General features: G+C 71.1%; 9 protein-coding genes and 1 pseudogene. 5 read left to right on the top strand and 5 right to left on the bottom strand.

All coding sequences use genetic code 11. The features are described 5' to 3' along the window. Window positions 1–4: 4 nt before the first annotated feature. On the bottom strand, window positions 5–1,615 hold the full coding sequence (locus AB0N16_RS37165) for an MFS transporter (RefSeq protein WP_365804672.1): 1,611 nt from the start codon (window positions 1,613–1,615) through the stop codon (window positions 5–7). A gap of 577 nt (window positions 1,616–2,192) precedes the next feature. Here AB0N16_RS37165 and AB0N16_RS37160 point away from each other — a divergent pair. The 4 genes from AB0N16_RS37160 (at window position 2,193) to AB0N16_RS37145 (ending at window position 4,789) form a co-directional block, all read left to right on the top strand. Then, window positions 2,193–2,969, top strand: coding sequence for a dienelactone hydrolase family protein (locus AB0N16_RS37160; protein WP_365804670.1), 777 nt, complete (start codon window positions 2,193–2,195; stop codon window positions 2,967–2,969). Between the two features lie 315 nt (window positions 2,970–3,284). Further along, window positions 3,285–4,052, top strand: coding sequence for an SDR family oxidoreductase (locus tag AB0N16_RS37155; RefSeq protein ID WP_365804668.1), 768 nt, complete (start codon window positions 3,285–3,287; stop codon window positions 4,050–4,052). A 26-nt stretch (window positions 4,053–4,078) separates the two neighbouring features. After that, window positions 4,079–4,450, top strand: a complete 372-nt coding sequence (locus AB0N16_RS37150) for a MerR family transcriptional regulator (protein ID WP_365804666.1) — start codon at window positions 4,079–4,081, stop codon at window positions 4,448–4,450. Window positions 4,451–4,582: 132 nt separating this feature from the next. Then, window positions 4,583–4,789 carry a hypothetical protein gene (locus AB0N16_RS37145; protein ID WP_365804664.1) on the top strand — a complete coding sequence of 69 codons (207 nt, stop codon included), beginning with the start codon at window positions 4,583–4,585 and terminating at the stop codon, window positions 4,787–4,789. A gap of 9 nt (window positions 4,790–4,798) precedes the next feature. Here AB0N16_RS37145 and AB0N16_RS37140 read toward each other — a convergent pair whose 3' ends face one another. Both AB0N16_RS37140 and AB0N16_RS37135 read right to left on the bottom strand, forming a co-directional pair. Then, entirely contained in the window at window positions 4,799–6,316 is a 1,518-nt protein-coding gene (locus AB0N16_RS37140) for a hypothetical protein (RefSeq protein ID WP_365804662.1), read from the bottom strand. Window positions 6,317–6,762: 446 nt separating this feature from the next. Beyond that, window positions 6,763–9,234, bottom strand: coding sequence for a SpoIIE family protein phosphatase (locus AB0N16_RS37135; RefSeq protein WP_365804880.1), 2,472 nt, complete (start codon window positions 9,232–9,234; stop codon window positions 6,763–6,765). Between the two features lie 261 nt (window positions 9,235–9,495). On the opposite strand from AB0N16_RS37135, the gene AB0N16_RS37130 reads away from it, so the two are divergent. Further along, window positions 9,496–11,580, top strand: a complete 2,085-nt coding sequence (locus AB0N16_RS37130; RefSeq protein WP_365804660.1) for a SpoIIE family protein phosphatase — start codon at window positions 9,496–9,498, stop codon at window positions 11,578–11,580. Window positions 11,581–11,765: 185 nt separating this feature from the next. Here the strand turns inward: AB0N16_RS37130 and AB0N16_RS37125 are convergent, their stop codons facing one another. Together AB0N16_RS37125 and AB0N16_RS37120 are read right to left on the bottom strand one after the other, a co-directional pair. Next, complete coding sequence (locus AB0N16_RS37125) at window positions 11,766–12,365, bottom strand: beta/gamma crystallin domain-containing protein (protein WP_365804658.1); 600 nt, start codon at window positions 12,363–12,365, stop codon at window positions 11,766–11,768. Window positions 12,366–12,741: 376 nt separating this feature from the next. After that, window positions 12,742–13,016: pseudogene (locus AB0N16_RS37120) on the bottom strand (hypothetical protein); the annotation flags it as partial.

Below are 13,016 nucleotides of genomic sequence, written 5' to 3'. Positions count from 1 at the left end.
CGCCTCAGCTCGCGGCCCCGGCGGGATGTGCCGTCGCCTCCACCGTCGCCTGCGGGGCCCGTGCCGGGCGGATCCCGATCAGGGCCATGGCGATGACCGCGGCCACCAGCATGCCGATCCCGCCGACGAGGGCGCAGGTGTGCAGGGCGTCGGTGAAGCTCGCACCGTAGGCGGCCTGGGCCTGGCCGGTGCTCTCGGGGGTGTCCAGGTGCAGGAATGCTCCGGCCTGGATACCGACACTGGAGACCAGTCCGCCCACCTGCCCCTGGTCGGCGGGGCTCAGCCCGGACGAGGCGAGATGTCCGGGCAGGGTCGCCAGGGTGCGGTGGGTGAGAATGACGCCGAAGACGGCCGGGCCGAGGGCGCTGCCGATCTGGCGGAGCGCGCTGTTGGCCGCGGCGGCGGTGCCCCCGAGCCGGTGCGGCAGGGCGTCCATGGCGATGGTGGTGATCGGCGCCATGGCGAGCGCGATGCCGATGCCGAGCACGCCGATGACCAAGGCGGCCTCGCCGGTGCCGGTGTCGGCCTGGAAGACGTTCATGATGAGGGCGCCGATCCCGCCGATCACCAGACCGGTGACCAGCAGCAGCCCGGGGGTGGCCCGGTTCATCAGCCGCCCGACCAACGGGCCGAGCACCACCGTGAAGCCGTTGATGGCCATGAGGCGGATGCCGATGTCCAGGGTCGAGGCGTGGTGGACGAGCCCGAAGTACTCGCTCAGCGCGAAGACCAGGCCGACCTGGGCGAACAGGGTGACGGCCATGACGAGCGCCGCCCCGGAGAATGCCGCGGACCTGAAGAGGCGCATGTCCAGCATCGGGCAGGAGGAACGGAGTTCCACCAGCACGAAGCCGACCGCACCGCCGGCGGCGGCCACGAAGGCGATCACGGCCTGGGCCGACGACCAGCCGTCGCTGCCGCCCTCGATGACGCCGTAGACCAGCCCGGTGATGGCGACGATGGCCAGGAGCTGCCCGGGGATGTCCAGGTGGCGTTCGCGCTCGGCGCGGGAGTCGGTCAGCACGACGGCGCCGATCACGGCCGTGACCACGGCGAGGACGAGCGAGGGCAGGAAGATCCACCGCCAGCTCACGTGCTCCACGATCACGCCGTTGACCACCGGGCCGAGGGTGAGTCCGAGGCCGAGGGCGGCCGTCCAGAGGGCTATCGCCCGGGCACGCTGACGGGGGTCCGGGATCACATGGCCGATCAGGGCCAGCGTGGACGGCAGCAGCGCGGCCGTGCCGACGCCGGTGAGCGCCTGGCCCACACAGACCTGGACGACGCTGCCGGCGGTCAGGCACACCACACACCCGAGGCAGAACAGCATCAGCCCGGCCAGATACGTCTTCTTACGACCGTACAGGTCACCCACCATGCCGCAGGTCAGCAGCAGTGCCGCGGTCGGCAGGATGAAGGCGTCGGTGATCCACTGGAGCCCGACGGTGGAGGCGTCGAGCGCCTGTTGCATGACGGGAAGCGCGACGGAGACACCGACGACGGGCAGGTAGGAGACGAATACGCCCAGGCAGGCCAGCACGACGGTGACCGTGATGTGCCGGGTGCCCGTGTCGGGCGGCGCGGACGGGGACGAGGCAGAAGAAGGCAGGGCCACAGGGCACCTCGAAGCAGTGGAGTGACAGGGCGACGTACTGGGGCGGTGATCGGCGGCCCGTCGACTCCCGATCGACTGGCGCACCGCGGCTCTACCGCCGGTCCGACAGCGCGGAGCCGGTCATGTCGATCCCGTCGGCCGGCCGCGCGGCGCCTGCGCGGTGGGTTCGGCCGGAATCTCCATTGACGTGGGCCAGTTCTGTCGGGGCGAGCGTTACGGACCGTATACCGAGGCGTGGCCTGCGGAGATGCCCTTGGGCCTGCAACCTAAGGTGAACGCCGCTGACGCCTTCCCCACCGCGTGCCGTCTCTCAGGCCGGCACCGTGTCCCACACGTTCGACCACCGGGACGCCGGCTGTGTCTCGTACGGAGTGCTGGTCACCGGGCAACGCTGGTTCGCGACGACCGCTTCGGCTTGCCGTGGCCCGGGCAGGCGATCCGGTGGCGCTGCCGTGGGGGGCGGGGTTTGTGACGGTTCTTGTGGGCCCTCGCCGTATTTCAGAGGGATACCCGCGCTGTTCTGCCGGCGGCAGAACAGCGGCCGGACCGGGCTCGACGATCACTACAGTCCAGTCTCATGACGACCATTACGACGCGTACGGTCGAGTATCCCGCCGACGGTTTGACGATGATCGGGCACCTCGCGCTCCCGGCCGGTGTCGACCGCCGGCCCGCGGTGCTGCTCGGACCAGAGGGCACGGGGCTCAGCGACGTCGAGCGCCGCCGGGCCGATGCTCTCGCCGAGCTGGGATATATAGCGCTGGCCTTCGACCTTCACGGCGGGCGCTATTTGAGCGACCCCGAGGAGATGCTGGCCCGTTGCCTGCCGCTGCTCGCTGATCCCGAGCGGATGCGAGGCATCGGCCGTGCGGCGCTCGACGTGTTGCGCACCGAACCACGGACCGACCCCGACCGGATCGCCGCTGTCGGCTACGGCACGGGGGGTGCCGTCGGGCTGGAACTCGGGCGCGACGGCGTCAACCTGCGCGCGATCGGCACAGTCAACGCACTGACCACGGGCCGGCCGGGCGAGGCAGCGCGCATTCGCTGCCCGGTGTGGGCCGGGGTCGGGTCGGAAGACCCGATCATGCCGCCCGCGCAACGGAACGCGTTCACCGCTGAGATGCAGGCCGCGGGCGTCGACTGGCGCCTCACGGTCTACGGCGGCGCCTTGCACGCCTTCCACCACCCGCCGGTCGGCCACCCCACGGTCCCCGGCGTCGGCTACCACCCACGGCACGCGCAGCGAGCCTGGCGCGACGTCGTCGACCTGCTCGCCGAGTGCCTGCCCGTGACGGAGGATCTGGGGCATGACCCAGGTAAGCATGCCGGCCCCGGGCTGGACAGCCCATGACCCCGGAAACTCTGGAACTCCGACTCCGTCACCTGGCCTTCCCGACCCAACGGGGACGCACCGCGGCGATCCGCCACCTTGTCCTCCAGGCCCCGGCTCCGGTGGTGGCCCGGATGCTCGGCTACCACGACGACACCACCGCCCAGCCCGCCGCCGAGGCCGGAGAAACCTGGCGTCACTGCGCCCCTGGCGATCACTCACGATCACCATGAGCACTCGAGAGCAGAGGCATACGTGACTCCCCATTACGCGAGGTCGCCAGTTCGATCCCCCTCAGGTGCTGCTTGACCTTGCCACTGGGGGCAGGGTTGCACGATGACCGGCATGAAGAGCACCGCACCGCAGAGCAGCAGGATCGTCGCCGTCACCGGAGCCGGCACCGGGATCGGCCGGGCCACCGCCCGCGCCTTCGCCGCTGAGGGCGACCACGTGGTCGCGATCGGGCGGCGGGCCGAGCCCCTCAGGGAGACCGGGGCCAGGCACGACCGGATCACGCCGCTGGTCGCCGACATCACCGCCGAGGGCGAGCCGGATCGGATCATCCGGGCCGTGCTGGAGACACACGGCCGGCTGGACGTGCTGGTCAACAACGCAGGCATCGTGCGCAGTGGCGCCCTCGGCACGCTGACGCCGGAGATGATCACAGCTCAGCTTGCCACCAACCTCGTCGCCCCCATCCTGCTGGCCCAGGTCGCGTTACCAGTCCTGGAGAAGTCGGGCGGGGTGATCGTCAACGTCAGTACGTCGGTGGGGCAGCGGGCCTGGCCCGGCAGCTCGGTCTATGCGGCTACCAAGACCGCTCTGGAGCTGCTGACCCGCAGCTGGGCGGTCGAGCTGGCACCCCGCGGGATCCGGGTGGTGGCGGTCGCCCCTGGCGCGATCGACACCCCCATCGGCGAGCACCAGGGCCTGACGCCGGAGCGAATGGCAGCGGTGCGGGAGTGGCAGCTGGCGCACACCCCACTGGCCCGGATCGGCCGTCCCGAGGAGGTGGCCTGGGCAGTCACCCAACTTGCCGCACCGGCCGCTTCGTTCGTCACCGGAGTGGTACTCCCGGTCGACGGCGGAGCGGTCGTGGCGTGATAGGAGTGGCCCGGGAGGTGGGATGGGTGCGGATCGGTGTGCTGGCCAGGGCGACCGGGACAACCGCCCGTGCGCTGCGGCACTACGAGCAGGCCGGACTGATCTCCTCGCAGCGGGCCCCCAACGGCTACCGCATCTACGACGAGCGGGCGGTGGTGCGGGTCCGCAATATCCGCTACCTGCTGGCCGCCGGGCTCACCCTGGACGACGTGCGGGTGTTCCTGCCGTGCCTAGACGGCGATGTGGCCGCCGCACCGCCCTCGGAGAAGGGCCTGCGGATCGCGTTGGAACGGCTGGCGGTCCTCAACGAACGGATCGCCGCCCAGACCGAGGCCCGCGACCGGCTGGAAGCCGCGTTGCGACAGGCCACCGGTGGCCGGATCCGCCCAGTAGCCTGAACGCCCGCCTCGTCGCAGAAGCCGGAGGAACCTGTCGCTACGCCCCCCACGGCCACTCACGGTGCCCACGAACCCTCACTGGCCAAGGAATACGCGACTCTCGATTACGCGAGGTTGCCGGTTTCACACCCCATGTTCTCCCAGTGCGGCAAGGCGGTGATCCGCTCGAAGCTGTGGGACGGCGACCCGCGCCACCTCGCCGACGCCGTCCTGCCCGGCGGCGACTTCTTCACGATGCATGTCGCCGAGAACGCCGCCAAGACGGCGGGCAACCTCGGCGACCAGCTCGGGCAGCTCACCGCGATCACCGAGCAGCAGTACCGGCACAACCTCTACTGAACAGCCTGCTCAGTAGGACGACCCCAGGCTCTGCGTCGTGTACGCGCACTCCGTGTAGATGTAGCCGTAGCTCAGCTTGGCGGTGTCGGAGCCCGGGGAGGCCGTGCTGTCGTTCTTCGGTTTGTGCACGAAGTACGTGGTGCCGGGCGGGAGACTGATCGTGCGCTGCGGATAGTTCTTGCCGCTGTCACTGCAGGGCTCCCATCCGGGCAGGAGCGAGCTGGCGAACGAGTACGCCTCGCAGCTGCCGCACGCGCCGAGGGTGAAGCTGCCGGTGACCGGGCCGGTGTACAGGACGGTGATCTCGTCGGGACTGTCGTTCCTGACGGTCACCGAGATGCCGCCCCCCGATGCCATGGTGGGCAGCTTCTTACCGGCGGCCGGGAGCGTCTGGGCGACCTCCGCGCCAATGGCGATCTTGCGGGCGCGGTCACGGTTCTTGTCGTGCGGGCTGTCGGAGATGAACCGCTGCATGGTCTCCTGCGCCTGCGCGTAGTCGCCGTCCTCATACTGCTTGACGCCGCACGTGTACTCCCCCGCGTCACCGCTGCGGCCGGCCCGGCCGGCGACCTTGTCCAGGCTGCCCGACGCGGCGCCGGTCCCGTTCGACAGCTGGGTGATCTGGGTGTTCAGCGCCTCCAACTGCTTGACGGCGCCGCAGGGATCCTTCCCGGAGACGGCCTTCGCCGCCTTCTTCTCGGCCGCGTCGACGGCGGGGACGACCTTGGCGGCCTGGCCGGAGTCGGGGAAGGTGTCCAGGAGTTCGCCGAACTGGGGGACCCAGTCGCCCTCGCCGTCGGCCAGGCCGCCCGCTCCGCACTGGTACAGCGAGGTGGCCAGCCGGTCGTCGGGCCAGTGCGTGAGCGTGCCGAGTTGGTCCCTGGGCATGGAGTTGGGCACCGTCCGCAGGTATTTCAGCGGTGCGACCGCCGTGCAGTAGTCCTTGTGACCGTAGGCCGCCGCGACCGTCGTGTAGTACGTCTTCATACGGTCGGGGACCTGCCCGGCGGCCCGGGAGCCGGAGTGGTGGACCGCGAGGTCGCGGTAGACGGCCAAGGCGTCCTGGTACTCGGACTTGGCGGTGGCGAAGTCCTTCTGCCCGGCCGCGTCGACCCGCTTGTCGGCGGCGGCGAGGCGGTCGAGGAGCGCGCGTTCGACGGCTTCCTTCTGGGCGCTGTCGTACCAGAGCGCGCCGCCCACCGGGACGGCGAGGAGGACGACGCCCAGCACGAGTGCGACGGGCCGCCGCCCCGGCCACACCAGCCGGGTGCGCAGGCCGACGGACGCTCCGTGCAGGGCCGCCAGCAGCAGGAACACGGCGTAGACGACGAGCGCCGATCCGGGCACGCCGTCGGCGTCCGCGGGCAGGGCGACGAGCAGCAGGACAGCGGTCGCCGCCAGGCACGCGGCCAGCAGGATCCATCGTCGGACGAGCAGATAGCCGAGACCGAGGCCGGTCAGGTTGAGCAGGCCCACGGCGGTGGCGCGCAGGGCGTCCGGCGGGGCTGGCGGCGGACCCGACGGCATGGGTGGCACGAAGGTACCCGGGAGCCGGAAGCCGGGCTGCGAGCCCCCGGGGCTCGCGGAACCCAGCCCTGGAGAACCCTGGCCCGGAGAACCCTGACCGGGCAAACCCTGGTCCGGGATCCCGAAGCCGGGAGAGCCTTGAGCCGGCGCTCCCTGAGGCACCGGACCCTCATGCGAAGGCCCCTGATTCGGCGCTCCCTGATGCGGCGGTCCCTGATGCGGACCGTAAACATCCCCGGACATGGCCGCCCCCCCATTGCTGCCGAATCCTTCCGAATTGACAGCGTACGGCCAAGCATGCGAATTCGACAGGGCCCCGGACGTCCGTCCCGCCTCCCCTCCGGCCGACATCGTTGTGCGCATTGGTCTGGACGGCAACCCCCGTGGCTACTGGGGTACTTGGGCAACACCGACCGCACGCCCCAGACCCTGCTCGCCGGCGCTGATCAGCCCGCCGCTGTCCTGCGATCTGATCCGGACGACAGGCCCTCTTCCCGCGGGATCTCCTGCTCGGCCCAGATGATCTTGCCCTCCCCGGTGTAGCGGGCGCCCCAGCGGTGGGCGAGCTGGGCCACCAGGAAGAGGCCGCGGCCGCCCTCGTCCATGCTGCGGGCGTGCCGCAGCCGGGGTGCGGTGCTGCTGGCGTCGGCGACCTCGCAGGTCAGCCGGGAGTCCCGCAACAGCTTCAGCCGGATGGGCGGTTCGGCGTAGCGGATGGCGTTGGTGACCAGTTCACTGACGATGAGTTCGGTGGTGATCGCCAGCTCCTCGTAGCCCCATGCCTCCACCTGGTGGGCCGCCCGGGCCCGGACCTCGGCGACGGCGGCCGGGTCCGCGGGCACCTCCCAGGAGACCACGTGGTCGGCGCCCAGGGCGTGGGTGCGGGCCAGGAGCAGGGCGACGTCGTCGGGCTGGGGCACGGGGACCAGTTGCTGCACGGTGGCCGTGCACAGCGTGGCGAGGTCGGCACAGGGGCTGGCCAGTGCGGCGCGGAGGCGGCCCATGCCCCGTTCGACGTCCTGGTCGGCGCCTTCGATGAGACCGTCGGTGTAGAGGCCGAACAGGCTGTTCTCGGCGAGTTCGATCTCGGTGGCCTCGAAGGCCATGCCGCCCAGCCCGAGCGGCGGTCCGGCGGGCATCTCGGCGAACCAGGCCCGACCGTCGGGTGCCACGACGACCGGCGGCGGGTGCCCGGCCCGGGCCATGGTGCACCGCCGGGTCACCGGATCGTAGACCGCGTACAGGCAGGTCGCCCCGACGAACGTGGCCGTGCTGTCCTGGGAGGCCGTGCTCCCGCTCTCCTCCTCCCCCAGCCGCAGCACCAGGTCGTCGAGGTGGGCGAGGAGTTCGTCGGGGGGCAACTCCATGTCGGCGAGGGTCTGGACGGCGGTGCGCAGCCGGCCCATGCTCGCCGCCGCGGTGAGGCCGTGGCCGACCACGTCGCCGACGACCAGGCCGACCCGGGCGCCGGACAGCGGGATCACGTCGAACCAGTCACCGCCGACGCCGTCGCTCGCGTCCGCCGGCAGATAGGAGGACGCCACCTCCAGGGCCGTGCCGCCTGTCAGGGCCTGGGGCAGCAGACTGCGCTGCAGGGTGACGGCCGCCGTGTGCTCCCGGGTGTAGCGGCGGGCGTTGTCGACGCAGACGGCGGCGCGCGCGACCAGTTCCTGGGCGAGCAGGACGTCGTCGGGCTGGAAGGAGACCGGGTTGAGCGAGCGGGCGAACGCGACGAGGCCCAGGACGGTGTTGCGGGCCCGCATCGGGACCAGGATGAGGGAGTACAGTCCGAACTCCCGTATGCGCGCGGTCCGCTCGGGCTGCTCGGCGAGCCACAGGGGGTCCTCCGGGTCGAGCTCGGGGATGAGGATGGGGTCGCCGTTGATGAGCAGGTCGATGCCGTGCGCCGGGGGCAGGAAGTCCACCGGGTCGCCGATGTGCGCCACGACCTCGGGGTTGCCGTCGCGGATGGTCTTCAGTGCGGCACGCCGCATCACCGGCCCGGTGGGCGCCGGTGCGGCGTCGCTCAGCCAGGTGCCGTGGTTCTCGGTGCTGAGGACGGGCTCCAGGAGGTCGACGACGGCGAAGTCGGCGAAGCGGGGGACGGCGAAGTCGGCGAGTTCCTGGGCGGTGCGCAGCACGTCGAGGGTGGTGCCGATCCTGGTGCCGGCCTCGTTGACCATCGACAGGCGCTGGCGCGCGTTCCACCGCTCGGTGACGTCGGAGACCATGTAGCAGACGCCGGTCACGGAGTCGTCGGCGTCGACGAGCGGGAAGAACGAGGTGGAGTAGGCGCGTTGGCGGTGCGGATCGGCCCAGCTCCAGCCGAGGTACTCGTAGTCGGTGACCGGCTCCCGGGTGGTGAGCACCTTGCGCATCAGGCCCTCGATGGTGGACGCCTGCAGCCCGGGCAGCAGCTCGCTCAGCCGACGGCCCAGGCGCTGTTCCCGGGGCACTCCGCCGAAGCTCTCCAAGGTGTCGTTCAGCCACACATAGCGCAGCTCCGGGTCCATCATGGCCATGCCGATCGGCGCGCGGGTCAGGAATCCGTCGAGGACGGACTGGCCCACCGCCCACTGCGGCCGACGCTCACGGGCGGAGAGGAGGAAGCACTCGTCGCCGTCGATGCGGAAGGCGGCGGAGACCCGCAGGTCCACGACGAGGGTGCGGCCGTCGCGGTGCCGTACCGGGATGAGCCCGCTCCATCCCATGCCGGAGCGGCAGCGCTCGGCGACGCCGGCGGCGCGCGCCGGGTCGGCGCGCATGGCGAGGAGCTGTGCCGCGGGACGGCCGACCACCTCGGCGGCCGCGCGGCCGAGCAGGGCCTCGGCGCCCCGGGTCCAGCCGATCACGACGCCCTCGGCCGACACCACCGCCGCCGCGTCGCTGGAGGCGTCGAGGAAGTCGCGCGGACCCATGGAGGGCGGCACCTCGAAATCTTCTCGCGGAAAATCCATTGGCTACATCCTCTACGTACCCCAATGTTCCTGCTTGTCCAGTTGATACGCACAGCTCCCAGGGGAACGCGGGCAGGGGCTTCGAGGTCACGCGGGTACGGCACGGGAGCCCCGCGCTGATCGGGGTACTCGGCCCGGGTCGGCGCGGGCGGGCGGCCGGGGGCAGCATGGAAGTGCCGCGGCAGCGGTGGCGGCCCGCCGGCCGGTGGAGGTGGTTGAGTCATGGCTGTGGGATTCCTGCGGTCCGGTGGCCCGGACGGCTCCGGCGGTGAGAAGTACGGCCTCGGCGGAGCGCGTCCGACCGGTCTGCTGGACGTGCTGAGCGTGGCCGCCGTGGCCCTGGACTCGCAGGGCCGGATCGTGTTCTGGACCCCGCAGGCCGGGGAACTCTTCGGCTACACGGCCGAGGAGGCCCTGGGCAAGAGCGCCGCGCGACTGCTCGTTCACCCGGAGCATCTGAAGGCCGCGGTGAACGTCTTCATGGAGGTGCTGGAGACCGGCCACAGCTGGGCCGGTGCCTTCCCGGTCCGGTGCAAGGACGGCGGCAGCCGGCTGATGGAGTTCCGCACCATGCGGCTGCTGGACGATCTCGGCGACGTGTACGCGCTGGGCATCGTGGCCGACCACGCCATGCTCCAGCGAGTGGAGACCGACCTGGCGCTGTGCGAGCGGCTGATCAACCAGTCCCCGATCGGCCTGGCCCTCCTCGACCCGGAGCTGCGCTATCTCCTGGTCAACCCGGCGCTGGAGCGGATCGACGGCGTCCCCGCCGAGGAGCACATCGGCCGCCATCTGCGGGATACCCTGCCGTTGCCCGACATCGACAGCGTCGAGTCGGCGCTGCGCCAGGTGCTCACCACCGGCACTCCGCTCCTCGACCAGTACCACGTGGGCCGTCCGCCGACCGATCCCGAGCACGAGCACGCCTGGTCGCTGTCGTTCTACCGGCTGGAGGATCCCGGCGGCCGCGTCCTGGGCGCGGCGACCTCGGTCGTCGACGTCACCGAGCGGCACCGGGCGGCCGCCGAGGCCGACCGGGCCCGGCGCCGGCTCGCCCTCATCGCGGACGCCTCGGCCCGGGTGGGCACCTCGCTCGAGGTGGAGCGCACGGCGCACGAGCTGGCCGAGATCGCCACCCCCGTCCTAGCGGACGTGGTCGCGGTGGACGTACTGGACTCGGCGCTGGCCCTGCGCCGTTCCCGCAGACCGGAGAACGGCCCGGAGCTGTTCCGTGCCCTCGCCATCGAGGCGGCCCATCCGACGGTCGCGCTGCGGGCCGCCGATCCGCCCGGTGACCTGGCGGCCTACGACGGCGACCGGCTGGTCACGCTGTGCGTGCACACCGCGCGGCCGGTCCTGGTCCCCCAGGTCGGCGCACACGATCTGCCACGCATCGCCCGCAACGCGAAGGCGGGCGAGCTACTGGCGGAGGCCGGTGTGCACTCGTATCTCGCGGTGCCGTTGATCGCCCACGGGGAGGTGCTCGGCGCCCTGGACCTGAAGCGGACCCGTAATCCGCTGCCCTTCGACGAGGACGACGTCGTCCTCGCGATGGAGCTGGCCGGCCGTGCCGCCGTGGCCATCGACAACGCCCGCTGGTTCCAGAGCGTCCGCAACACCGCCCTCACCCTCCAGCGCAGTCTGCTCCCCGACCACCCGCCGCACCACACGGGCCTCGAACTGGCCTCCCGCTACCAGCCCGCCCAGGCGACCAGTGAGGTCGGCGGCGACTGGTACGACGTGATCCCGCTGTCGGAGGACCGGACCGCGCTGGTCGTCGGTGACGTGATGGGCAACGGCATCGACGCGGCCGCCACCATGGGCCGGCTGCGCACCGCCACCTGCGCCTACGCGGACCTGGAGCTGCCCCCGGCCGCGGTGCTCCAGCACCTGGACAAGATCACCTGCGATCTGGAGCACTACATCGTCACGTGTCTCTACGCCGTGTACGACCCGCGCACCCGGAGTTGCGAGATCGCCAACGCCGGCCACATGCCGCCCGCACTGGTGCACTGCGGTGAGGCGCCGGCCCTGCTGGAGCTGCCGCCCGCCGCCCCGCTCGGCGTCGGCGGCATCCCGTTCGAGACCAGCACCGTCGACCTCGCCGAGGGCGACCTCCTGGTCCTGTACACCGACGGCCTCGTCGAGACCCGCCGCCATCCGATCGAGGACCGTCTCAGTGTTCTGCTCGGCTTCCTGGACGACCCGAGTCGGCCGCTGGAGGATACCTGCGACCTGCTGCTGCACGGCCTGCGTCACCCGGACGACCACGACGACGTGGCACTGCTGGTCGCGCGGACGCTCTAACTGATCGTTTCAGGATGAGCCGCTGGCTGACCGCCAAGAGGAGGGCCTGTGCCCGTGTCGACCGCTACCGGCGGCTGGCCGTTTTACTCAGAGATGGTTGGCCGCCGCGGACTTGGCTGCAACACGAAGGGGCCGCAGCACGAGATGCTCCGGCCCCTTGGTCGCCTGTGCGAGACCGTCGGCGACTAGACCTCGGTGAGCTTGAAGGTGAACTTGTTACGGCCGTCTCGCGAGTAGTCCACATTCTCGGGGACGTTCGAGGCGTCTGCGACGTCGATCGACTTGGTGTCGGAGTTCCAGACGAAGTAGATGGCGCCCACGGCGACGTAGACGCCGGAGTGCTCGTCGCGGACGTAGATGGCGGTGGTGACCGGCGGGCCGTCCTCGGGCATGACGCCGACGAGTCCGTACTCCGGGTCGCCGGAGCGGACGACGGTGTCCCCGACGTCGTAGGAAGCGACCTTCAGGCTGTACCGCCCGGCTGGGGCGCTGGTGAGGTCCTGGAGCCGGACCGCGATGGGCAGGGTGGTGCTCTCGACGACCTTGAACCGGGTCAGCCCGCCGATGTCGGAGATATCCGGCTGGTCGAGGTCCCATTCCCGGTACTTGCCCGTCTGGTTGCTGTGCTGCCAGGCCAGGACCTTGGCCTTTCGGCCGACCTTGACGGACTTGAACTTGTCGTTGAGCTCGCCCGGGTACAGGTTCTCGTCGGTTCCGACTGCGTAGGTGTGGGCGTCGCCCGTGTAGTCGGGTCGGCTGTAGAAGGTGACTTCTTGTTCGCTCATGTGCCCCTCTGGTGAGGATCGCGCGATTACGCCTATGGCAGAGAGTTACCCTTTGATTACCGTCGGACCCCAAAGCGGCTGGTTGCGAAGGTGCAGCGCACCGGGCGCATAACGCGCTGGCACGCGCCCTCGCTCCGGTCACACTGCCGAAGGGCGGCAGGACGCGCGTCGTCGACATGCCTCCCTCGGCTGCCTCGGCGCTTGCCGAGTACTTCCTTGAGCGCCCTGCCGTCGAGGTGGAGGCGCCCTGGGGCGGTCTGGAGGGTGACCGGGAGAGGAAGAAGTCATGGTGCCTGTGCGTCGCTTCGCCTGCTCTGGCGGCTCAGCCGCGTGAGCCTAGCTGGTGGGCCACCAGCCGGCCTCGGACAAACCAGGGTCATCCCCCTGCGGGAGCCAGGAGGGGCACGATCTCGGCCGCCGGGCGGCCCGTGTGCAGGCTGAGCAGATCGGCGATCAGGTCGTCCAGGGGCGGCCAGGGAAGGTCCCCGTGGTCGTTGTAGAGGCTGACCAGGCCGTGCAGCCCGGTCCAGAGGAGGAGGCCCGCCTGCCCTTGCTGCTCCGTCGAGGACGGCCTGCCCCCCCTCGGCGGCCGCCGAGGGGGGGCTGGCCGTCCTCGAGTGGTTCGGCTCCGGCGCCGTGCGCTGACCCCGG

The sequence above is a fragment of the Streptomyces sp. NPDC051105 genome, assembly GCF_040682795.1.
In the GTDB taxonomy this organism is placed as follows: domain Bacteria; phylum Actinomycetota; class Actinomycetes; order Streptomycetales; family Streptomycetaceae; genus Streptomyces.
This window is presented reverse-complemented; position numbering and strand designations above follow the sequence as displayed.

Coding starts and splice junctions, on each gene's coding strand:
- AB0N16_RS37125 (WP_365804658.1), bottom strand. CDS start 12,365: ATGAGCGAACAAGAAGTCACCTTCTACAGCCGACCCGACTACACGGGC.
- AB0N16_RS37130 (WP_365804660.1), top strand. CDS start 9,496: ATGGCTGTGGGATTCCTGCGGTCCGGTGGCCCGGACGGCTCCGGCGGT.
- AB0N16_RS37160 (WP_365804670.1), top strand. CDS start 2,193: ATGACGACCATTACGACGCGTACGGTCGAGTATCCCGCCGACGGTTTG.
- AB0N16_RS37140 (WP_365804662.1), bottom strand. CDS start 6,316: ATGCCGTCGGGTCCGCCGCCAGCCCCGCCGGACGCCCTGCGCGCCACC.
- AB0N16_RS37155 (WP_365804668.1), top strand. CDS start 3,285: ATGACCGGCATGAAGAGCACCGCACCGCAGAGCAGCAGGATCGTCGCC.
- AB0N16_RS37145 (WP_365804664.1), top strand. CDS start 4,583: ATGTTCTCCCAGTGCGGCAAGGCGGTGATCCGCTCGAAGCTGTGGGAC.
- AB0N16_RS37135 (WP_365804880.1), bottom strand. CDS start 9,234: ATGGGTCCGCGCGACTTCCTCGACGCCTCCAGCGACGCGGCGGCGGTG.